Source organism: Allobosea sp. 05T439 (assembly GCF_056396005.1).
Genome location: NZ_JBFTKP010000010.1, coordinates 192,457 through 213,663, shown reverse-complemented (window position 1 = coordinate 213,663; position 21,207 = coordinate 192,457). Strand labels below are relative to the sequence as shown.

Genomic DNA, 21,207 nt, shown 5'->3' with positions numbered 1-21,207 from the left:
CGTCCTGGTCTTCGTTACCGCCTACAACTTCGCCAAGCATCTCAAGGCGCTGCGATGGCGAACGCCCTATCAGGCCATCTGCGACGCCTGGATCAGTGACCCGTCACCCTTCAAAATCAATCCGCACCATCTCATCCCGAGACCGCACATCTAGCTGAGCGCGGTACGGGGTCCCTCAACGCCCCATCAGGAAGCTCTTGACGCGTTTGATCGCGTCATCGCGGGCTTCAGGATGTGTCCCCACCGTGACCTTGCCGGTTCCGGTCGCGGAATAGGCCACGTCGCTGCGCTCCTTCACCTCGAGGCGAGGGTGATCGAAATCATGCAGCGCGCCGGGATAAAGCACGAGTTCGATGGCTTCGCCGCGCGCCCGTGCCGCTTTGGCGAGATGGTCGCAGGGCGCTGGCGGCGTCCAGTCGTCCGCATCGCCCATCAGGATGAGGGTCGGTAGCCTGGCCGAGAAGCTCGCGGACTCCGATTGGAAGCGGCAGCCCGGATAGAAGGCGATGGCGCGAGCGAAATCGGGTTGGCCGTCGGCCGGGCGCCTGTCCTTGCGGATCGCGGTCAGGACGGTGGAGCCGCCACCGGACCAGCCGAGCAGGGAGATTTCCTTGTCGCGCACATCATCGCGAGCCTGCAGCCATTGCCGTGATGCTGCCGCGTCGGCGACGCGCTCACGGCTCGCCCGAACCGTCAGTTCCTTGACGCCGCATTGTGAACCGAGCCTGCGCGAGCCGTAGCTGTCCGGCATCAGCACGACGTAGCCAGCGGCAGCCAGCCGCTCGCCCCAGTCCGAATGCCGGGCGGACAATTTGCCATTGTCGCGCCACAGGCCGCCGCAACCATGCAGGGCGACCACGGCCGGGAATGGCCCTGGACCGTTCGGGCGGTACAGCACACCGTCCAGCTGTCCTTCCTCGACCGKGATGCGAACGCGCTCATAGCCGCCCGCAGACGCGGGCGCGCACCAAAGCAGCGCGAGGCCTGTAAGGGCCATGACGTGTCGGACGAGACTGGACATCATCGGCAGGAACGCTATCACAGCTCCGAGTTATCGGATAATTCATTCCCTGAGCAACGGTTTTCGATCTTACAGATGAACATCAGCGAGCGTCCTCCCGTGCCGGGACCCGAAGCTGCCGTCGACTATGGTCACGGCGAATTCCGCGTGGTGCGCCCCGGCGCCTTCGTGCGCTGCGCCGTGACCGGCGCCCCGATCAAGCTCGACGATCTGCGTTACTGGTCGGTCGAGTGGCAGGAAGCCTATGTCTCTCCGGAGGCGGTGCTGTTGCGGCTGCGCCGCGCCGGGCGTGCCTGAGAGCCCGCCTTCACGCCATCCAGCAGGTGCGTGATCTCGCTCGGTTCGTCGAAGACGAGCGAGACCGGGACCGCCAGCAGGCGGTGCTGCTCCGCAAACGGCCAGAGTGCAGCGAGCTTTGTCATGTCCTTTTCGGTGGTCGCCACCAGGCAATCCTGCGCCGCTGCCTCGCGGATGATCTTGGCCACGTCCTCGGCCGTGTAGGCGTGGTGATCGCCGAAGGCATGTTCGGCGCGAATCTCGGCGCCGGCCTCGCGCAGGGTCGCGCTGAATTTCTCCGGCCGTCCGATCCCTGAGACGGCCAGGACGGCCTGACCACGAAGTCTGTCGGCAATCCCGGCCGACAGCGCAAGCCGCCCGCGCAGAACCGGCTTGCCGGCCTCCCGGGCCGCGGCGGCGACCCTGTCCCCTGCCTCGCCCGGGCCGATCACCAGGATCGCATCGGTCATCGCCAACTGCTCAGCCAGCGGCGCCCGCAACGGGCCGGCTGGCAGGCATAGACCGTTGCCGATCCCGCTCGCGCCATCGACGACAGCCAACCGCAGCTGTTTGGTGAGCGAGGGGTTCTGCAGCCCGTCATCCATGATGATCAGGCTTGCGCCGAACGCTTTCGCGAAGGCGGCTCCGGCCGGCCGATCGCGGGCTACCACGGTGCGGGCGGCAGAGGCCATCAGCACGGCCTCATCCCCGACGCCGTTGGCATCATGGTGACGCCTGTCCACTTCGACAGGCCCGGCGAGCCGTCCGCCATAGCCCCGCATCAGGACGAAGGGCGTTTCTCCGCGGGCTGTCGCAAGCGCGGCCAGCGCGATCGCCGTCGGTGTCTTGCCGGCACCGCCAGCAATGAAATTCCCGACACAGATCACCGGGATGCCTGCATCGGTACCGGTCTGGCGCATGCGGCGCGCGGTGAGCGCGCCGTAGAGGGAGCCGATCGGTTGCAGCAGCCGGGCAAGAAGGCTCGGCCGATGCTGCCACCAGAACGCCGGTGCGCGCATCAGCTGTCGATCTCGCGCTGGCCCAGAGCGACGCGCATCAAGAGCGGTTCGATGGCCTGTTCCGTGCGGCTCAGTGCGCCGCCGAGCTGCTTGCTGGTTTGCCCCGCCGCGCGCGCGGCCTGCCGTGCGGCTGCCGGGTCGCTGAGCCAGCGATGCACCGCGCCTGCGAGCGCCTGCACATCGGGAACTTCACGCGCACCGCCGCCTTGATCGAAGGCGGCGAAGATCTCGGCGTTGTTGTGGACATACGGCCCGTGCACCAGGGCGCAGCCGAGCTTGGCGGGCTCGATCGGATTATGTCCGCCGATCATCGGCACGAGCGAACCGCCAAGGAAGGCCACTTGCGAGAGCCGATAGAAGAGGCCGAGCTCGTTGACCGTGTCGGCGATATAGAGCTCGATATCGGGGTCCGGCATCTCTCCAGCCGCGCGCCGCGCGACGGCGACACCGTTGGCCCGGGCGAGATCCTCGATCTCCTGGCCGCGCTGAGGGTGCCGCGGAGCGATGATCGTGAGCAGCTTCGGCACATGCGGCTTGATGCCGAGATGGGCCGACAGGATCTGCTCCTCCTCGCCCGGATGCGTGCTGGCGGCGATCCAGATCGGCCGGCCGGCCGTCAGCCCATCGAGAATCGCGAGCGTGTTCGGATCGGCCGGGGGCGCCGCGACATCGAATTTCAGATTGCCGGCGATGCTGACACGCGGCGCGCCGAGCTGGGCAAGACGCTCGCCGTCGCCCTGCGACTGGGCAAGGCAGGAATCGAAGCTGGAGAGCAGGTAGCGTGAGGTTCTGGGCGCCCTGTACCAGCGCTTGAAGGAGCGCTCCGACATCCGGGCATTGACCAGCACGAGCGGAATATCCCGCTTGCGTGCCTCGATCACCATATTGGGCCAGATTTCGGATTCGCAGATCAGCCCCATGGCCGGCTGCCAATAGTCCAGGAAGCGGCGCATGTAGCGCGGTACGTCGAGCGGCAGGTACTGGTGGATGGCGCCGGCTGGCAAACGCGCTGCAAGCAGGCGCGCCGAGGTCACGGTGCCGGAGGTCACGAGAACGGCCAGCCCGCGCCGCTGCAGGCGCTCGATCAGGGGGAGCAGCGTCACCGTCTCGCCGACGCTGGCGCCATGCAGCCAGATCAGCGTCTGGTCGGGCCGTTGGACGCCGGGATAGCCGCGGCGCTCGGCGAAGCGTGTCGGATCTTCCTTGCCGCGGCGACGGCGCCAGACCAGCAGGCCTGCAGCGGCCGGCTCGAACAGCGCAGTCGCCATGCGGTAGGCTCTGAGGAAGGGGCCCTTGCCGCTCATGCCGCTTTGGCTCCTGTTGCAGCGCGGAGCCCCGCGCCGGGGTCGCGGGAACCGACCAGCTCATAGGCGCGGGCATGGACCGCGTCGAGCCCGGCCTGGAGCGCGAGACGGGCGGCTTCGCTCGTGGCCTCGTCGGCATCGCGCGCGATCCGGATCGGATCGCCGACCACGATCGCGCAGCGGCCGAAGGGCAGGCCGATCGAGGCGCGGTCCCAGCTGTTGAAGTCGACGCGCCGGCTCGTCACCACGGCAACGGGATGGACCGGGCGACCCGATGCCTTGGCCAGCGCGATGATGCCAGGCCCCGCGACGCGGGCGCGCTTGGGAATGTCGGCCGTGAGCACCATGGTGTCGCCGGCGGCCAGGCGTCGAACCATGGCGAGGAACGCGCTCGCACCACCCTTCTCGCGGACCTTGCGGCCGAGCGCCCCTGAGCCGCGAATGGCGCCGATGCCGAGTTCGCGCAGCGCGACGGCGTTGAATCCGCCATCGCCGTGGCGGGAAACCAGCGAGCAGGCGGGCATCCAATCCGGCCGTGCGAAGGGGATCATGATGTGCTGGCCGTGCCACATCGCGATGATCAGCGGCAGCTCCGGCCGGATATGATCATAGATGTCGGCCGGTTCGACAACGGTTCGGCTGGTGCGGCGGACGAGTTTGAGATAGCCGGCCAGCAGCCGGCCGAGCGTCTCTTGCGCCACACGCGTCTTGAGGATGGAAAAGCCCATGAACTCCGCTTCCGAACCGCTGAATGCCTGTCCCGCAGCTCAGGACTTCGCGGTTTCGGGATCGAGCAGGCGATGCAGGTGCACGACGAAGTAGCGCATCTGGGCCTGGTCGACGGTCGCCTGTGCCTTGGCCTTCCAGGCCGCATGGGCGCTCGCATAGTTCGGGTAGATGCCGACGATGTCGAGCTTCGACAGGTCCTTGAAGGTGATGCCGTCAAGGGAGCTCAGCTCGCCGCCGAAGACGAGATGAAGAAGCTGCTTCTGGTCGGTGTCCGCGTTCATTGGTCTCTCCAGCGGGAATGAGGCTCTGCCGCGGCACCAGATAAGCTATCCGCGCGAGCGGTGCGAGTGCCGATTGAGCGAGGTCGAATTTGTCCGAGGCGGCTGGCCTTCATGCGCTCTGCGGCGGGGTCTCGCGCAGGCGCTGCATTGCAGCAAGCAGCGGCTCCGCGAGGCTTGCGCCACTAGCAACAAGCATGCCGTGGATCGGTACCTCGCGGTTGTAGACGACGGGGTTGCCGCTCCCGTCGCTGAGCTGGCCGCCGGCTTCGTCCAGCACGAGATGCGCGGCGGCAAGGTCCCAGTCCCGCGCATCAGGGGAGACCAGCCCAGCATCGATCGTGCCGTCCGCGATCCGTGCCAGCCTGAGTGCGAGCGAAGGGATCTTCTCGGCAGCGTCGAACGTCTCGATCCGCGCCAAGGCGTCGAGCATCGGCTTCGGCCCCGCAATGCGAGCGCCGCCGAGCTTGGTCAGGCGGGTCGTCGCGATCGGCCGGTCGTTGCAGTAGGCCCCCTCGTGCCGTCGGGCCGTATAGGTTGCGCCGCAGGCGGGCGCATGCACGACGCCGGTCACCGGAGCGCCATCAGCAAGGAGGGCGACGCAAACCGCCCAGTCCGGCGAGCCCGACATGAACGCGCGCGTTCCATCGATGGGGTCGACGACCCAGACGAGACGGCGCGACAGCCGCTGCGCGTCGTCGGCGGTCTCTTCCGATAGCCATGCGGCATCCGGCAGCAATTCCGAGAGTCTGATCCGCAGGAAGGTGTCGACGGCGATGTCGGCTTCGGTGACGGGCGAGCCGCCGCTCTTCGACCATGTCCGGGCCGCGGTCTTGGCTCCGGGGCGGAACAGTTCGAGTGCCAGCGCACCCGCCTCGATGCAGCTTTCCCGGACGTGAGGCAGAAGATCCGGGGCGACAGGCAGCGTTTGCGAAGTCATGCGCTCCCTATCGAGCCTCCCTGCTGCGGTTTCAAGGTGAAAAAGCAGCGCAGTTGCGAAAGATTCCGTCAAGCATCACGCCGGATAGCGGCCGATTTAGACGCCCAAATGGCCGCAACACATTCCTTTAACCGAAGCTCTTAAGCGCTCGGATAGGGCTGCGGTCCACTCTCCACCCTGCAAGCACGAGAGCCCCGGACTTCACAGAGGGCTCCGCGCAGCAGGGACATGAGAGGCGTAAAACCGATGGCCAGCGTCACGCCGGCTGCCGGGGGGGTCGGCTTTGCGCCGAACCTTCTCGGCTGCCCGAACCATAGCAGCATAGTCGCGCGCAATCCGATGCCGGTGCAGGTCGAGGCGCCCCGCATCGAGCGCATCGCCTCGGTGAGGATCTTGCGCGGAAACCCCGGTTGGCGCGGCATTGCCCTGCGGCTGGCCAATCCGTCCGGCGAAGATGAACGTCTGGAACTCGCTCTGACGGCCGGCGATGGCCGTGCGATCAGTGTCGCGGTCTTCGATGCCGAAGATGCCGTGGCACACTGGCGCGACTGTGGTCGCAGCAGCGGTTTGCCGCTGTTGCTCGAATCCGTCGATGGCGTGATCACCGAGCCCTTTCCTCAGCTCGGCCGGCTGGCACTGGGGCCGATCCGCATCCGCCGTCGGCACGCCTTTCTCAATGGCCGCCGCCCACGCTTCCTGACACGGCGCAAGACCGCGCAGCTTCCAGCGCGGCCGGTCATCGTCTCCGGCGAGCGGCTGACGGATTGAGCGGTTAGATCAGGGGACCGCATATCGCATCCCGTCCATGATCTAATCTTTCCATGTCGGCATCGGCTTTCCCCGAAGAACGCAAACCGCTCTTCGGGCCGCTGCCTTGGGCCTTCATTTCACAGGAAAGAGCGGCTCAACGCATCGAGTGCGTAGCCGCCGGCCAGCAGCAGGCCGGCGTTGCGGTTGGAGCGGAACAGGCCCAGCGCGACCGGAGAGGTCGCGCCCTGGATCCGGGAAACCTGCCAGGCGAGATGCGCGGCGAAGGCCGCAAGTCCAATCCAGGCCATGGCGCCACCGCCCGTGCTCCAGGTCGCCACGCCAGCGAGCGCGACAGAGAGCGTGAAGCAAAACCCGACCGCCTCGCGCGTCCAGGCCCCGAAATAGCGGGCACTCGACTTGATGCCGGCAATGACATCATCCTCGATATCCTGCATGGCGTAGATGGTGTCGTAGCCGATCGTCCAGACGATCGCGGCCGCGTAGATCAGGTAGGCCGGTGGGTCGAGCTGCCCGAACACGGCGCTCCAGCCCAGGAGCCCGCCCCATGAGAAGGCGAGGCCCAGCACGAATTGCGGCATGCTGGTGATGCGCTTCATGAAGGGATAGATCGCGACGATCGCCAGCGAGGCGATGCCGAGCACGATCGTGAAGCGATTGAATTGGACGAGGATCAGCAGTCCGACCAATGACAGCGCGACCATGAAGAGCGCGGCGGACCTGGTTGTGATCTGCCCGGAGGGCAACGGGCGTCCGCGCGTTCGTGCCACCTGAGCATCGAGCTTTCGGTCGACGATATCGTTGAAGGTCGAGCCGGCGGCTCGCATCACGATGGCGCCAACCATGAAAAGCAGGCCGTGCCAGAGATTGGGAAACGCGCTGCCGCTCGCGATGGCTGCAAGCCCTGCGGCCCACCAGCACGGAAGCAGCAGCAGCCACCAGCCGATTGGCCGGTCGATGCGGGCAAGCTTGAGATAAGGGCGCAGCCAGACCGGCGCCCTTGTATCGACCCAATGACCTTTCAGGGCGTCGGGAAGGGGCGCATCAACCAGGGTCATGTCGGCTGGCTTCGAGGCCAGGACCATGGCGAGATCAGAGCGCGCCCTGCGGCACCCGCATCGGGCCGCCGGTCAGAGAATCGCCGCCGCCGAACGGATTGTTGCCCTGTTGCTGGGCCTGCTGCTGCGCCTTGCGCTGCATGGCCGCCTGCTGCTTCACCGCATTGCAGGCCTGATTGCGGAAGCCGGCTGCCTTCTCATTGTCGGCCTTCATGCCGTCCACGAAGGTCGGCGGAATCTGGCACCAGTCCTGATTGGCGGTTGCGAATTTGAGGGTGGCGTTGCCGTTGTTGACGAGGCTGCCGAGTGTTCCGCAGGCCTCCGCCGGCGTCAGCTTGCGCTTGGCCTTGGACGCGGAGTTCAACCGCGCGACGATCGACTGCCGCTCCTGCAGGAGCTTTTGAAGCTGTTCGCAGCCCGAGGCCTGAGCGCTCGCCGGGCTGACGTGGAGGAATGTCGCCGCTGCCAAGCCGAGCGTCGCAATCAACCCCGAGGCCACGTATCGCCGCATAATAGTCCTGCTCCCAATCGATGAGGGTTCCTGGAACCGCGCACTCCATATCAGCAGAGGGGCGGTCTCGCCAAGCGTCAGGCGACATTGAACTGAATTCTGTCACCGACTCTTGCGATTAGACGAAGAATGTGGCGACTTTCCCGCCGCAATGGCATTGCAAGATCGGCTGCTGTCGCAAGAGGGAGATTGTTTGCGCCTATGCCGATGCCAGACCTGCCGAAACATCGGCTCTATCTCGACTCCACGTTGGCACAGGATGCGCCCGTTCCTCTCGAGCGGGAGCAGGCCAATTACCTTCTCAACGTCCTGCGCCTGCGCGATGGCGCCGGCGTTCTCGTCTTCAACGGGCGCGACGGCGAATGGCTTGCCGAGATCGTTCCGGAAGGGCGGAAGCAGGCGAGCCTGCGCCCGCTGCGGCAGCTGCAGCTCCAGACCTCCGTGCCGGACCTGCATTATCTCTTTGCGCCGCTGAAACACGCGCGGCTCGATTACATGGCTCAGAAGGCCGTGGAGATGGGGGCCGGCGTGCTGCAGCCGGTGCTCACCCGACGCACGCAGGTCTCGCGGTTGAACCTCGAACGCCTCAGGGCCAATGCCATCGAGGCTGCCGAGCAATGCGGCATCCTGGCCTTGCCGGAAATTCGTTCCGAGCAGCCGCTCGATGCGGCGCTGGCCGCTCTCGAGCCCGAGCGCCTGCTGATCTTCTGCGACGAGGACATGGCCGCGGCGAGTCCCCTGAGCGCGCTGGCGGAAGCCCCGCCGGCGCCGCTCGCCCTGCTGATTGGTCCCGAAGGTGGCTTTGACGACGAGGAGCGCCGGCGAGTGCTGTCACGCCCCAAGACAATCCGTATCTCGCTCGGCCCGCGCATCCTGCGCGCCGATACGGCGGCGGTCGCGGCGCTTGCCCTGGTCCAGGCGACATTGGGCGACTGGGTCTCGAGATCGGGCTGAGCGCGCAGGGAACGACGCGCCGAATTCCACGTTGGTCGTTGGGGAGGAAGATCCACATTCGTCGCGGTGCCATCGAACCGGCTCATTCAGGGCCGGTTTTGCGCGCGAGGGTCTGCTCCCGTGATTCGACGACCCGCGAGGACCATGAGATGAGCCAAGCCTGCCGCTTCGGTATCGAAGAAGAGTATTTCCTGTCCGATTTCACKACACGTGGCATCGTCCGGAAGATCTCGCCGGCATTCCTCGATGCCGTGCATGCGGCGTTTCCGAGCGAAGTCCAACGGGAGATGCTGCAGTCCCAGATCGAGGTGGCGACACCGGTCTGCGAGACGATGGCAGAGGCGCGCAAATCGCTGGCGACGCTGCGGACCGGCCTTGCGAGCATCGGGCTGGCGCATGACATGCTCCTGCTCGCCTGCGGCACGCATCCGAGCGCGGCCTGGTCGCGCCAGCGCGCCACCGAGGCGGCTCGCTATGACAAGCTGATGCGCGAACTCCAGATGCTCGGCAGCCGCAACCAGCTCTGTGGGCTCCATATCCATGTCGAGGTGCCGGACGAAGATCAGCGCATCCGGCTGATGGGGCGGATCATKCCGTTCCTCCCGGTGTTTCTCGCGCTGTCGACGTCGTCTCCCTTCTGGCAGGGGCGGCGCACCGGCCTGATGGGCTACAGACTATCCGCCTACGCGGAACTACCGCGCACCGGCCTGCCGGAGCTCTTCCTCGAACCCGCCGACTACCGCGCCTATGTCGATACCCTGGTCGCGGCCGGGGCGATCAAGGATGCCAGCTATATCTGGTGGGCGATTCGCCCTTCAGAGAAGCATCCGACGCTGGAATTGCGCATCGCCGACAGCTGCACGCGCCTGGACGATACGCTGGCCATCGCCGCGCTCTATCGGTGCCTTGTTCGCCACCTCTGCAGGAACCCCGGGCTCAACGCTGATCTGACCGCGGCCGCGCGCGCCATCGCAGCAGAGAATGTCTGGCGGGCCCAGCGCTATGGGATCCATGGCGGATTGGTCTGCCCGGAAAGCAAGGGGATGCGCTCGGTTCCGAGCCTGGTCGACGAACTGATCGATCAGCTTTCGGACGATGCCGCGGCGCTCGGCTGTACCGCCGAACTTGGCGAGTGCCGGACGATTGCGGCTCAGGGCACCAGTGCGGATCGACAGCTCGCCATCTTCGAGGAGGCCCGCGCGCGCACCGGGAGCGACGCGGGAGGGCTGGCCTCCGTCATCGACTGGCTGGCGTCAGAGACGCGAAACTATGGCGCAAGCCGGCTGCAGGACATGAGCCAGCCCCTGCGCGGTGTGGCCTGAACGCAAGCGGATGCCGGATGCCGGCATGTGCGTTGTGCATTTGCGCAAGCAATCTCCTTCCACGAACGCGGGACGGAGGTCGTTGTCCTCCGTTCGGCGGTCGCATATGTCTGACGCTTCCTGGGCCTGCCTCGCCCGTGCCGTCCGGTGCGTGCGAGATGTCGGCCACCCTTTCGTCCTGCCGGAGCGCCCATGGCTCGCGATGTGTCCGATTCCACCCCGATCGCGTCGAAGTCCGAGCTGATCGGCTGGATTGCGGCAGGCGAGAAGCCTCGCTCCGCCTTCCGGATCGGCACCGAGCACGAGAAGTTCCCGTTCTACCGCGCGGATATCGGCGCCGTGCCGTACGAGGGGCGCGGGGCCGCGGGCGGTATCCGGCACCTGCTCGAGGGCATGCAGCAGCGGCTCGGCTGGGAGCCGATCATTGACGATGGCCATATCATTGGCTTGGCCGGGCCCGAAGGTGGCGGGGCGATCTCGCTTGAACCCGGTGGCCAGTTCGAACTCTCCGGCGCGCCGGTCGAAACGCTGCATGAAACGGCGGCGGAGCTCGCCGCGCATCTTGCCGATGTGAAAGCGGTCGCCGAGCCTCACGATATCGGCTTCCTGGCGCTGGGCCACTCGCCGCTCTGGACGCGGGAGCAGACCCCGGTCATGCCGAAGGGCCGCTACCGGATCATGGCCAACTACATGCCGAAGGTCGGCACGCGCGGCCTCGACATGATGTTCCGGACCTGCACCGTGCAGGTGAACCTCGATTTTGCCGACGAGGCGGACATGGTGAAGAAGCTCAGGGTTTCGATTGCCCTGCAGCCGATCGCAACCGCGCTCTTCGCTTCTTCGCCCTTCACCGAGGGCAAGCTCAACGGCTTCCAGTCGGTCCGTTCCGAAATCTGGCTCGATACCGACAATGCCCGTTCGGGCATGCTGCCCTTCGTGTTCGATGAGGGCATGTCCTACGAGGGCTATGTCGACTGGGCGCTCGACGTGCCGATGTATTTCGTCAAACGCGGGCCGGTCTACCACGACGTGACGGGCGCCTCCTTCCGCGATCTGCTCGCCGGCCGGTTGCCGCAGCTTCCGGGCGAGCACGCGACCATGTCCGATTGGGCCAACCACCTGTCGACATTGTTCCCCGAGGTCCGGCTGAAGCGCTTTCTGGAAATGCGGGGCGCCGATGCCGGGCCGCCCGCCTTGCTGAACTCGTTGCCCGCCTTCTGGGTCGGATTGCTCTATGATCAGGTCGCGCTCGACGCCGCCTGGGACCTGGTCAAAGGCTGGAGCACCGAGGAGCGTCAGGGCCTGCGCGACGCAGTGCCTGCGGCGGGGCTCTCTGCCACAGTCGCCGGCCGCAGCGCGCGTGAGATTGCGCAACAGGTTCTGGAATTGTCGCGCGCTGGTCTCGCGCGCCGCGCCCGCCTGAACGGCAAGGGCGAGGACGAGACGCGTTTCCTTGATCCTGTTCTCGCGATTGCCGAGAGCGGCCGCAGCCTGGCTCAGGACCTTGCCGACCGGTATCGCGGGGAATGGAACGAGCGTGTCGAGCCGGTCTTTAAGGATTTGCTCATCTAAACGGCCGATCAGCCAGGGAATTCCCAGGCAAGGTCGGTGGTTCGCGGCATTTGCCATCGGGCGTTAACGCTTTCTCCGAAGCTTCGGAGCGAGCATCCGGCCATGGAACGATTGCTCACCCTTCTTCTCGGCTTCGCCCGCGACAACCGCGGCGCGACGGCGATCGAGTATGGGCTCGTTGCTGGCCTGATCTCGATGTCCGTGATCGTCGGCGGGCAGGAGATAGGTCGGTTCGTACGCGGTGTATTCGAAGCGGTACAGACCGGGCTCAATCCCTGAAAACCACGGCTCCCGAGGGAGCCGGGCCCAGGGCAGGCTGCGGACGGTTCTACTCCGCCGCCGTCTTGAAGCTCGCGAGGTTGTCGAGGCTTTGGATGATGTGCTCCGCCAGGGCATTGGAGAGCACCGACGGGTCGAAGCGCGTGCGCAATAGCCCGATCTTGCAGGACGGCAGGGTTGCATAGCCCTCGCTGGGGCCGAGTATGCGCATACCGGGCCTGATCGCGCTCTCCGGCAGCACAGAGACGGCGAGGCCGGCGACCACGGCTGCACCGACCGCAGTCGAATTCCAGCTCGCATAGAGCACGCGGAAGCGGCGCCCCTTCTTCTCCAGCGCTTCGACCGCAGCCTGCCGCCAATTGCAGGTCGGACGGCCGAGCGCGAGCGGGAGCGGGTCCTCCTCATGGACGGTATGGCGCGCAGAGGTGACCCAGAGCAGTGGCTCGATCCGGATGATCTCGCCCTGACCGCGGCCTTCGACATGGGTGATGATGGCAAGGTCGATATCACCGGTGCCGATGCGCTCGGCCAGCATCGGAGTCGGCTCGCAGACGACCGTCACCTCGGCGCGCGGGTTGGAATGAGCAAAGCGAGCCAGGATCTCGGGTAGATAGCGGTCGGCATAGTCGTCGGGGACGCCGAGGCGGATGCGCCCCTTGAGGTCTGCATCGGCGAAGCTCGCCACGCATTCGAGATTGAGGCGCACGATGCGGCGCGCGTAATCCAGCAGGCGCTCACCATCTTCCGTCAGCTTGGCGTGGCGTCCGTCGCGGCCGAAGAGCGGGCGCCCGACCCGTTCCTCAAGGCGCTTCATCTGCATCGAGACGGCGGATTGCGTCTTGTAGACGATCTCCGCCGCGCGAGTGAACGAGCCCGTATCGGCAATGGCGACAAAGGTCTTGAGCTGGTCGGCGTCGAGAACATGCGCCATGGAGCACCCCCACGATGGATCATCAATATCCGTGCTGTGAAGCATCATAACCATTCGTTTGGCTGATGGCCAGCGCAAAGCTATCCTGCGCACATTCTCCAGTCCGTGTCGTCGGTGCGCTCCAGCCGGGCCGGAAAATGCTCGTTTTGCCGCCAGACCCCTGAAGGAGGTCGCCATGCTGATCCTGACATTCGTTCCGAAGTCGCTCTCGTTCGTCGCCACCGGCGTCACGCGTGTTGTGGCCGGCGGTTATGTTGGCGTGAAAGCCTTGACGCGCGCTCTGATTCACCGCCGTGAGGTGCTGAGGCTCTCCGAACTCGACGAGCGCGGCCTCAAGGATATCGGTCTCGTCCGCTCCGATATCGACGGCGCGCTGACCGTATCCTGGCTGAAGGACCCTTCGGCGGCTCTCGCGGCCCGCTCCAGCGCGCGGGCCGGCGTCGCCTCTCTCCGGCGCGAAGAGGGCGTTCGACAGGCTCAGGTGAAGAATGCTGTCGCCAAGCCTCTCACGCCGCGTCCGGTCGCGGCCGGTTCGAATTCGACGGTTGCGTGCAGCGCCTGACCCCTTGGCACTGCGCGTTTCTTGCGGGCGGGAGCTTCGTGCTTCCGTCCGTTTTTCTTTTCCAAGCTCTCGCCGGGCATGGCGGAAGCGGGATTTGAAGCCATTTCGCCTGCAATTTGGCCCTAATCGGCATTCGTAACCTATTTTTCAGCATTCCCGCCGAACGTTCCCGACATGCCGCGGCGATGCCCGGTTCGATGCTTCTCGGGGGGGTGGGTGTCGGTATGCGGATTTCTCTGCGCTTTCAGGATCTGCGTCTCAGGACCAAGATCGCGATCCCGCTGATCGTTCTCGGATTGATCAGCGTTGCAACTGCCGTCTATGCCGGCCGCGAATATGCGCGGATCCAGAAGGCATATTCCGATCTGATCTCGCACAATGCGACGGCGATCCTCGATTCGGGCCGGACCACCCGCGCCATGACCGACATCGTGCGCGATCTCTACAAGGCGATCGCCTATCCCGAATTCATGAAGCAGAACGCGACCAGCATCGAGGATGTGCGCAAGGCCTATGACCGTGCGCAGTTCCAGCTGATCGAGGCCAAGATCAGCTTCCCGCAGAAGGCTGCCGAGTTCGACGCCATGGGCCGGGCACTCTCCGCGCTCAAACCGCAGATCGACGATATCGTCGCCCAGGCCGCGAAGGACGAGGATCTGGCCGCGTTGTCGGTCATGTCCCAGCTCGATCGCACAATTGGCGAGATCGTCACCGCCGCAGGCAAACTCAACGAAGCCATCAAGACGGAAACCCAGGCGACCTCGGAAACGCTCGATGCCGAGGCCAGCGAACTGAGCATCGTCATTCTGGGCCTCTCAGCCCTGGGCATCCTGCTTGGCCTGGGCGGTGCTGCCTTGCTGACCCGGTTTTCGATCACCAGGCCGCTGGAAGCGCTGAGATCGCGCATKGATGATCTCGCCAGGGGCGATTACGCGGTCGAAGTTCAGGGCCAGGCGCGCAAGGACGAGATCGGCGCGATGGCGCGTGCGGTTCAGGTCTTCAAGGAAAACGGCCTTGCCGTGCAGCGTCTCGAGGCGGAGAGCGCCGAGGGACGAGACCTTTCCGAGCAGCAGCGCCGGCAGATCGAGACCGAGCGGGCCGAGCAGGCAAAGCAGCAGGAGCAACTCGCGCGGGAGCAGGGGCTGGTCATGGGGCTGCTGGCAGAGGGCCTCGACCTGCTCTCGAAGAGCGATCTCAGCCATCGCATCGATGCGGAGGTTACCGCTGCCTATGAGAAGCTGCGCGACGATTTCAATACGGCGGTGGAGCATCTCTCGATGACGATCACCACCATCCAGGCGACTGCGGCCGATGTCGGCAACGCGGCGCGCGAGATCAATATGGGCGCAGACGATCTCTCGAAGCGCACCGAGGAACAGGCGTCCTCGCTGGAGGAGACTGCGGCAACCACGGAAGAGCTTGCCGCCTCGGTCAAGGCCTCTGCGCAGGCATCGAAGCAGGCCGTCTCGCTGGCCGATGAGGCGATGAGCGTGGCGCAACGGGGCGGTGCAATCGTCCATGATGCGGTCGCTGCAATGGCACGCATCGAGACGGCCTCACGAAAGATCTCCGACATCACCTCGGTCATCGACGAGATCGCCTTTCAGACCAATCTGCTCGCCTTGAATGCGGCGGTCGAAGCGGCGCGGGCGGGCGATGCCGGCAGGGGCTTTGCCGTGGTCGCCTCGGAGGTCCGCACGCTGGCGCAGCGCTCGGGCGAGGCCGCCAAGGGTATCAGCGCGCTGATCTCGGAATCGGGAGCGGAGGTGGCCCAGGGCGTCGGGCTCGTCCGCTCTGCCGGTGAAGCGCTCGATCAGATCGTGGCCGCATCGCGAAAAGTCTCCGCGACCGTATCCGAAATCTCCGCGGCCTCGGCCGAGCAGGCCAATGGAATCGACGAGATGAGCCTGTCGGTCGCGCTTATGGACGAGATGACCCAGCAGAACGCCGCACTGGCCGAACAGAGCGCAGCCTCTGCCAGCGCACTGGGCGATCAGATCCGGCGCCTCAACGATCTCGTCTCGAGCTTCCGCACGCGCGACAATGTCGCCGATCTCCGGGCGATCGCTGCGGCCATGTCCGAAGGCCGTGGCGCCGTGATCGAGTGGTCGCAGCGGCGCAGCGCCTGATCGGGACAGGGCGATGAGTGCCGAAAGCATCGGCCCGAAAAGCGGATTGCGGTTTTCGGCAAAGCCGATGCAAAGACAAAAGGTTAAGTCATCAGGCCGGATACGATATCCGGTCCGATGAATTAGCGACGCTGCCCGCCGCCGAGCATCGCGTCCAGAATCGACTTCAGCGCGTTCTGATGGTCGTCCTGCACCTGGCGACCATGCTCGAACATCTGGTTCAGCGCGTCGAGGCCGATCGACCCCGGCCCGGCTTCGCCCGAAGGCGCCGGCTGGTCCGGTTCCGGCTCAAGCTCAGGCTCTGCCGTGGGCCTGGTGGCCTGGCCACGCGGTTGTGACGGGGGCGGCGCCGCCTGGGGCTGAGCCGCTGCACCGCCAAGCATCCCGGTCAGGATCTGGCCGAGAAGCCCGCCCATCGGGTCGGCCCCGGCCGGTTCGCCTGGCCTTGCCCCGCCCAGAGGACCACCTCCGAGCGGACCGCCGCCAAAGGGACCGCCACCCTGTGTCGGAGGGGCACCAGCCGCCTGCCCGAACAGGCTCCCGAGAATCGCGTCGAGCGAGCTCCCCGGCGTTTGCGGTTGGGTTTGGGGCGCGGGCTGCTGGCCCGGCATCCTGCCCTGCATCATCTCGGCGAATTGCCCGAAGATGCCGCCGAGCCCCTGATTGCTGGTCGACTTGAACAACCCGCCCATGATCATGGAGGCGATGACCGGCAGCATCTGTTTCAGAACCGCCTGGCCGACGCCGCTGGTCGCCGCAGCCTGGGCGGCCAGCGCGTTGCTGACGTCCTTCGAGCCGAAGAGCTGGTTGAGGACGTTGTTGCCCATCATCGCGGCGTTGTCGGGAATGCCATCGCCATCGGCGTCATAGAGCGAGCCGAAGGGCGAGGCCGTCATCATCTGGGCGAGATTGCCGAAAGCGCGGGGGTCCTGCGTCTGGCGCTGCAGTCCCATGGTGAAGGCCGGCAGCAAGGCGTCGAGCGCGCTCTGCGTCTGCTGTTGGCTGAGCCCGTATTGCCGAGCCAGATTCTGCACGGCCTGCCCGTTCTGGGCCGATTGCATCATCTCGAACAGGTTCATCATGGCGCCTCTCCGTCTTCGTCGCGGTCTGCCGCCGCCTGCACCCCGAACGATAGCAGGGCGGGGCGGGCAGGCAAGCGAGGCCGCCGCGATGCTGGATGCTCACGCGCCCCTGGGCTGGCGCTCCAGGCGCGTGATGCCGCGATAGGCAAAGACCAGCGCGACGAGGCCGAACGCCACAGCCCCGAGCGCGGTGCCGACCATCGCCCCCTTCGGCCCCGCATAATATGCGCCGACCCAGGCCATCGGCATCGTCCCGAGCGTTGCGCGCCCCCAGCTGAAGAGAGTCGACAGGATCGGCATGCCGAGATTGTTGAACGCGGCATTGGCGACGAAGAGTATCGCGACGAAGATCCACATCGGCCCGGAGATCAGGCAGAAGAACATCACCAGCTCTGCGGTCAGGCCGCTGGCATGGAATACGGCGACGATCGGGCCGCGCAGCAGGACGAGCGCGAGCCAGGCAACGCAGACGCAGGCCACGGCGAAGATCACGGAATCGCTGAGCGCGCGGCGCATGCGGTCGAAACGGCCGGCTCCCCAGTTCTGGCCAAGGATCGGCCCGACTGCGCCCGATAGCGCAAAGATCACGCCAAAGGCCACCGGCACCAACCGATCCATGATCGCCATTGCCGCGATCGCGCCATCTCCGAAGCGCGCGAAGATGCTGGCGAAGACTGCGTTTGCGATCGGCGTCGAGAGATTGGTCAGGATCGCCGGGCCGGCGATCGCAAGCGTGCGCGGCGTGTCGGCCAGCAGCGCCTGCCGGTTGGGCATGCCGACCATGTCGTGGATCTTCACCGCGCCACGGAAGCCGACAAAGGCAAAAATGACACGTGACAGCACGGTCGCCCAGGCGGCGCCGTCTGTGCCGAGTGCAAAGCCAAAGATGAACAGCGGATCGAGCACTGCAGTTGCGAGCCCGCCCCCGAGCGTAACGAACATGGCGCGCCGGGCATCTCCGATGGCGCGCAGTACGCCCGAAAATCCGATGCCCAGCGCCATCAGAAGATTGGAGGGCAGGGCGATCCAAAGGAATGAGAGGGCGACGTCATAGGCCTCGCCATGCGCCCCAAGATGCCTCAGGAGCCAGGGCAGGCAAGGCAATGCCAGCAGCGTGAGCGCGATTGCGGCAAGCGCCATCAAGGTCATAGCGGAGCCCGCGATCCGGCGAGCGCCCTTGCGGTCTCCGGATCCAAGCGTGCGGGAGGCCAGCGCCGAGACCGCGATCATGAAGCCGATATTGATCGAGACCGTCAGGAACAGCACGATCGTCGCGAAGCCGACGCCAGCAGTCGCCGCCGGCCGGCCGAGCCAGGAGACGTAGAGCAGCGAGAGCAGGTCGACGACGAAGATCGCCATCAGCCCGACCGCTCCGGTCGCGGTCATCACCGCGACATGGCGAAAGGTCGAGCCGCTGACGAAGACGGCCTGGTTGGGGTTGACGGGTGCGTTCACAATTCCGGTTCTCCGACGCCGCCGACCGCGACTTCAGCTCCGCCATCCTCGATGACCTCGCGCGTCTCCTCGGTGAGTGCCTTGGACTTGGCCTTCGGTTGAACCAGCGGCTCCGGCGAGACGCGCGGCACCTTCTGGATGCCGGCGGCGATGCCCTCGTGATACTGGATCTCCATGCGCTGGGCGTCGCGGTCACGGACGCTGTCGATGACCAGACTGGCCTCATCATAGCTGAGGCCGAGGCTCTCCAGCGTCACCCGCCCGAAGCCAAGCGCCGACTCGAAGGTTTCGCGCATCTGGAAGTCGACATCGGCTTTCATCAGCTCGATCGCATGGACACGGTCATAGGCCCGCACATGCAGCCGTGCGGAGGGGAATTCGGCCCTCGCCATCTCGACGATCCGCAAGGCCGCTTCGCGATTGTCGATGCAGATGCAGATGATCTTGGCCTTCCCGGCGCCGGCAGCACGCAGCACGTCCAGTCTCGTGCCGTCGCCGTAATAGATGCGGAAGCCGAACTTGGACGCCGACCGGATGCGCTCGACATTGGAGTCGATGATCGTCACCGGGATGTGCTGCAGCAGCAGGGCCTGGGTCACCACCTGCCCGAACCGGCCGAACCCGATGACCATGACGGAGCCGCCGGCACCTTCGAAATCCTCTTCCATGGTTTCCGCCGGGGCGGCGCTCCGGGTCAGCCAGAGGTCGATCAGCTTGGCGGCAACCGGTCCGATCAGCATCGAGAGTGCGGCGAGAGATGTCGCCAGGGCCGCCTGCTGGCTGTTGAGCAGCCCGAGCGCAGCACCGAGCGGCAGGAGAACGAAGGCGAATTCGCCGGCCGGCGAGAGCAGGGCACCGGCCCGTATGGCTTCGGTCCTCGACGAACAGGAGACGCGCAGGATCGTTGCCGCGACGACGATCTTGAAGGCGACCAGCAATGGCGCCGCGAGCGCCAGCAGCAGGGCGTTTTCGAAAACGAGCTGGAGGTCKAGCGACATGCCGACCGCCATGAAGAACAGGCCGAGCAGCACGCCGCGGAACGGCTCGATATCGGCTTCGAGCTCGTGCCGGAAATGCGAGTCCGCCAGCAGCACTCCGGCGAGGAAGGCGCCCATGGCCATGGAGAGGCCGACCCGCTCCATCAGCATCGCGGCACCGAGCACGATCAGCAGCGCGGCCGCGGTCATCACGTCCTTCGCGCCGGTGCTGGCGAGGATCCGGAAGAACGGATTGAGCAGGTAGCGTCCGACGAGCACGAGCAGCGCGACGGCGAGCAGGGCGAGGCCCAATCCCGCGAGTGCCGGAGCGCCTCCGTGGTTCTGCGCGCCCGTGGTCGCCAGCAGGGGGAGCAGCGCCAGCGCTGGAGCGATCGAGATATCCTGGAACAGCAGGATCGAGAAGGTGCGCCGGCCGTAGGTTTCGCTGCCGTCGCCGCGCTCCTCCAGGACCTGCAGGGCTATCGATGTCGCAGACAGGGCAAGCGCAAGCCCCACCGCAATGGCGCCGCCKACGGAGAGACCGAATTTCCAGCCAACGAGCCCGATCGCCGTCGCGCTGAGCGCCATCTGCGCGAGGCCGGCGCCGAGGATGTCCTTGCGCATCGAGTAGAGGCGTGACGGCTGAAGCTCCAGCCCAACCAAGAATAGCAGCAGCACGACACCGATCTCGGCGGTGCCCCGGATCGCGTCCGGGTCATTGACCAGGGCGAGCACCGAAGGGCCGATCGCGATGCCGGCCGCAAGATAGCCGAGCACGGCGGATTGGCCGAGACGACGAAACAGCGGCACGGCAATGACTGCGCCTGCACAGAAAATCAGGATCGGCGGCAGGTAACTCGTGTGACTGGCGTCGGCCATGGGAACTCTTCGTTGTGGAAAGCAGGCCCGCGCAAGTGCCACAGCCGACCATGCTGCCTATCTAGGCGCTTCCTTGCTGCGCTGCGAGGGGCGAGTTGCGCAACGGCCCGTCACGTCCTGCGGCGCTGCTCTTCCTTGACATCGCGGGGCGCACGCCGAAAGAAGGCGCTGACCATTTCCGAGGCCTCGAAACCGCGTGACCAAGCCGCCGCTCGACATCCTGCTTTGTGCCCCGCGCGGCTTTTGCGCCGGGGTCGTGCGCGCCATCGACGCAGTCGAGAAGGCGCTCACGCTGCATGGCGCGCCGGTCTATGTGCGCCACGAAATCGTGCACAACAAATATGTCGTCGAATCGCTGAAGCGCAAAGGCGCGGTCTTCGTCGCGGAGCTGTCGGAGGTGCCCGACACCACCCGTCCGGTGATATTTTCGGCCCATGGCGTGCCGAAATCGGTTCCTGCCGAGGCCGCATCGCGGACACTTTTCGCCATCGACGCGACCTGCCCGCTGGTCACGAAGGTGCATCGCGAGGCCGAGGTTCATCACAAGCGCGGCCGCCATATCCTGCTCGTCGGCCATGCCGGCCATCCCGAGGTCATCGGTACGATGGGCCAGCTGCCTGCGGGTGCGATCACGCTGATCGAGACGCTGGACGACGTGGCGCAGCTTGCTCCTCCCACCGGCCAACCACTTGCCTATGTCACCCAGACCACGCTTTCGGTCGATGACACACGCGGCATCGTCCAGGCGCTGCAGGCGCGGTTCCCGGAGCTGATCGCGCCGCACAAGGAAGATATCTGCTACGCCACCACGAACCGTCAGGAGGCGGTGAAGCGGGTTGCCCCGCTGGTCGACGGACTTCTTGTCGTCGGCTCGCCCAATTCCTCCAATTCGCAGCGCCTGCGCGAGGTCGCCGAGCGGGCCGGTTGCCCCTCTGCGCGGCTGGTGCTGCGCGCCGACGAGATCGACTGGTCGATCTTCGGTGCGATCAAGCGGCTGGGCATCACGGCGGGCGCCAGCGCTCCCGAGGTGCTGGTCGAAGAGATCATCGATGCCTTCGCCGAGCGCTATGACGTCCGCGTCGAGACCGTCTCGACCGCCGATGAAAGCGTCTTCTTCCCCCTGCCGCGCGAACTGCGCGGCGAGCCTGCGCCGAATGCGGC

At 66.0% G+C, this 21,207-nt stretch carries 20 protein-coding genes and 2 pseudogenes; 10 read left to right on the top strand and 12 right to left on the bottom strand.

From position 1 onward, the window contains the following. Nucleotides 1-154, top strand: a pseudogene (locus tag AC1DIO_RS14570) (IS481 family transposase); the annotation flags it as partial. Nucleotides 155-175: 21 nt separating this feature from the next. Here AC1DIO_RS14570 and AC1DIO_RS14565 read toward each other — a convergent pair. Next, entirely contained in the window at nucleotides 176-997 is an 822-nt protein-coding gene (locus AC1DIO_RS14565; RefSeq protein ID WP_476853564.1) for a dienelactone hydrolase family protein, read from the bottom strand. A 99-nt stretch (nucleotides 998-1,096) separates the two neighbouring features. Here AC1DIO_RS14565 and AC1DIO_RS14560 point away from each other — a divergent pair, with 99 nt between their 5' ends. After that, on the top strand, nucleotides 1,097-1,318 hold the full coding sequence (locus tag AC1DIO_RS14560; RefSeq protein WP_113518934.1) for a DUF2093 domain-containing protein: 222 nt from the start codon (nucleotides 1,097-1,099) through the stop codon (nucleotides 1,316-1,318). Here AC1DIO_RS14560 and lpxK read toward each other — a convergent pair. The 5 genes from lpxK to AC1DIO_RS14535 form a co-directional block, all read right to left on the bottom strand. Further along, the gene (gene lpxK / locus AC1DIO_RS14555) at nucleotides 1,264-2,316 is read right to left on the bottom strand and encodes a tetraacyldisaccharide 4'-kinase (protein ID WP_476831648.1); all 1,053 of its coding nucleotides are present in this window, start codon (nucleotides 2,314-2,316) and stop codon (nucleotides 1,264-1,266) included. The genes AC1DIO_RS14560 and lpxK overlap by 55 nt on opposite strands. Next, entirely contained in the window at nucleotides 2,316-3,620 is a 1,305-nt protein-coding gene (locus AC1DIO_RS14550; protein ID WP_441488883.1) for a 3-deoxy-D-manno-octulosonic acid transferase, read from the bottom strand. Before AC1DIO_RS14550 ends, lpxK begins: the two co-directional genes overlap by 1 nt. Then, the gene (locus AC1DIO_RS14545; protein ID WP_441488884.1) at nucleotides 3,617-4,348 is read right to left on the bottom strand and encodes a lysophospholipid acyltransferase family protein; all 732 of its coding nucleotides are present in this window, start codon (nucleotides 4,346-4,348) and stop codon (nucleotides 3,617-3,619) included. Before AC1DIO_RS14545 ends, AC1DIO_RS14550 begins: the two co-directional genes overlap by 4 nt. A gap of 39 nt (nucleotides 4,349-4,387) precedes the next feature. After that, on the bottom strand, nucleotides 4,388-4,630 hold the full coding sequence (locus AC1DIO_RS14540) for a DUF4170 domain-containing protein (RefSeq protein ID WP_441488885.1): 243 nt from the start codon (nucleotides 4,628-4,630) through the stop codon (nucleotides 4,388-4,390). A gap of 109 nt (nucleotides 4,631-4,739) precedes the next feature. Further along, on the bottom strand, nucleotides 4,740-5,567 hold the full coding sequence (locus AC1DIO_RS14535; protein WP_441488886.1) for a 3'(2'),5'-bisphosphate nucleotidase CysQ: 828 nt from the start codon (nucleotides 5,565-5,567) through the stop codon (nucleotides 4,740-4,742). Between the two features lie 246 nt (nucleotides 5,568-5,813). On the opposite strand from AC1DIO_RS14535, the gene AC1DIO_RS14530 reads away from it, so the two are divergent. Next, a complete protein-coding gene (locus tag AC1DIO_RS14530) occupies nucleotides 5,814-6,335 on the top strand; it encodes a DUF6101 family protein (RefSeq protein WP_476853563.1) in 522 nt (173 codons plus the stop codon). Nucleotides 6,336-6,454: 119 nt separating this feature from the next. Here AC1DIO_RS14530 and ubiA read toward each other — a convergent pair whose 3' ends face one another. Beyond that, entirely contained in the window at nucleotides 6,455-7,420 is a 966-nt protein-coding gene (gene ubiA / locus AC1DIO_RS14525; protein ID WP_476770475.1) for a 4-hydroxybenzoate octaprenyltransferase, read from the bottom strand. Between the two features lie 7 nt (nucleotides 7,421-7,427). Further along, the gene (locus AC1DIO_RS14520) at nucleotides 7,428-7,904 is read right to left on the bottom strand and encodes a hypothetical protein (protein WP_113518927.1); all 477 of its coding nucleotides are present in this window, start codon (nucleotides 7,902-7,904) and stop codon (nucleotides 7,428-7,430) included. Between the two features lie 201 nt (nucleotides 7,905-8,105). Between AC1DIO_RS14520 and AC1DIO_RS14515 the strand changes: the two genes are divergently transcribed. The 4 genes from AC1DIO_RS14515 (at nucleotide 8,106) to AC1DIO_RS14500 (ending at nucleotide 12,031) form a co-directional block, all read left to right on the top strand. Then, a complete protein-coding gene (locus AC1DIO_RS14515; RefSeq protein WP_441506427.1) occupies nucleotides 8,106-8,858 on the top strand; it encodes a 16S rRNA (uracil(1498)-N(3))-methyltransferase in 753 nt (250 codons plus the stop codon). A gap of 149 nt (nucleotides 8,859-9,007) precedes the next feature. Continuing rightward, the gene (locus AC1DIO_RS14510) at nucleotides 9,008-10,180 is read left to right on the top strand and encodes a carboxylate-amine ligase (protein WP_476853562.1); all 1,173 of its coding nucleotides are present in this window, start codon (nucleotides 9,008-9,010) and stop codon (nucleotides 10,178-10,180) included. A 192-nt stretch (nucleotides 10,181-10,372) separates the two neighbouring features. After that, nucleotides 10,373-11,752 carry a glutamate--cysteine ligase gene (locus AC1DIO_RS14505; RefSeq protein ID WP_441506429.1) on the top strand — a complete coding sequence of 460 codons (1,380 nt, stop codon included), beginning with the start codon at nucleotides 10,373-10,375 and terminating at the stop codon, nucleotides 11,750-11,752. 102 nt (nucleotides 11,753-11,854) lie between these two features. Continuing rightward, nucleotides 11,855-12,031 carry a Flp family type IVb pilin gene (locus AC1DIO_RS14500; RefSeq protein WP_441506430.1) on the top strand — a complete coding sequence of 59 codons (177 nt, stop codon included), beginning with the start codon at nucleotides 11,855-11,857 and terminating at the stop codon, nucleotides 12,029-12,031. Nucleotides 12,032-12,080: 49 nt separating this feature from the next. Here AC1DIO_RS14500 and AC1DIO_RS14495 read toward each other — a convergent pair whose 3' ends face one another. After that, on the bottom strand, nucleotides 12,081-12,962 hold the full coding sequence (locus tag AC1DIO_RS14495; protein ID WP_069877505.1) for a LysR substrate-binding domain-containing protein: 882 nt from the start codon (nucleotides 12,960-12,962) through the stop codon (nucleotides 12,081-12,083). A 175-nt stretch (nucleotides 12,963-13,137) separates the two neighbouring features. Here AC1DIO_RS14495 and AC1DIO_RS14490 point away from each other — a divergent pair, with 175 nt between their 5' ends. Together AC1DIO_RS14490 and AC1DIO_RS14485 are read left to right on the top strand one after the other, a co-directional pair. Then, complete coding sequence (locus AC1DIO_RS14490; RefSeq protein WP_441488893.1) at nucleotides 13,138-13,524, top strand: DUF1127 domain-containing protein; 387 nt, start codon at nucleotides 13,138-13,140, stop codon at nucleotides 13,522-13,524. Nucleotides 13,525-13,748: 224 nt separating this feature from the next. Next, on the top strand, nucleotides 13,749-15,653 hold the full coding sequence (locus AC1DIO_RS14485; RefSeq protein ID WP_476853561.1) for a methyl-accepting chemotaxis protein: 1,905 nt from the start codon (nucleotides 13,749-13,751) through the stop codon (nucleotides 15,651-15,653). 122 nt (nucleotides 15,654-15,775) lie between these two features. Here AC1DIO_RS14485 and AC1DIO_RS14480 read toward each other — a convergent pair whose 3' ends face one another. The 3 genes from AC1DIO_RS14480 to AC1DIO_RS14470 all read right to left on the bottom strand — a co-directional run bounded on the left by AC1DIO_RS14480 (nucleotide 15,776) and on the right by AC1DIO_RS14470 (nucleotide 20,046). Next, nucleotides 15,776-16,735 (bottom strand): DUF937 domain-containing protein, encoded by a 960-nt coding sequence (locus AC1DIO_RS14480; RefSeq protein WP_476853560.1) that lies wholly within the window; start codon nucleotides 16,733-16,735, stop codon nucleotides 15,776-15,778. Between the two features lie 99 nt (nucleotides 16,736-16,834). Then, nucleotides 16,835-18,190, bottom strand: a complete 1,356-nt coding sequence (locus tag AC1DIO_RS14475) for an MATE family efflux transporter (RefSeq protein WP_476853559.1) — start codon at nucleotides 18,188-18,190, stop codon at nucleotides 16,835-16,837. Continuing rightward, complete coding sequence (locus tag AC1DIO_RS14470; RefSeq protein WP_441506433.1) at nucleotides 18,187-20,046, bottom strand: monovalent cation:proton antiporter-2 (CPA2) family protein; 1,860 nt, start codon at nucleotides 20,044-20,046, stop codon at nucleotides 18,187-18,189. Before AC1DIO_RS14470 ends, AC1DIO_RS14475 begins: the two co-directional genes overlap by 4 nt. Before the next feature lie 196 nt (nucleotides 20,047-20,242). Here AC1DIO_RS14470 and ispH point away from each other — a divergent pair. Further along, nucleotides 20,243-21,196, top strand: a pseudogene (ispH, locus tag AC1DIO_RS14465) (4-hydroxy-3-methylbut-2-enyl diphosphate reductase); the annotation flags it as partial. Between the last annotated feature and the right edge of the window lie 11 nt (nucleotides 21,197-21,207).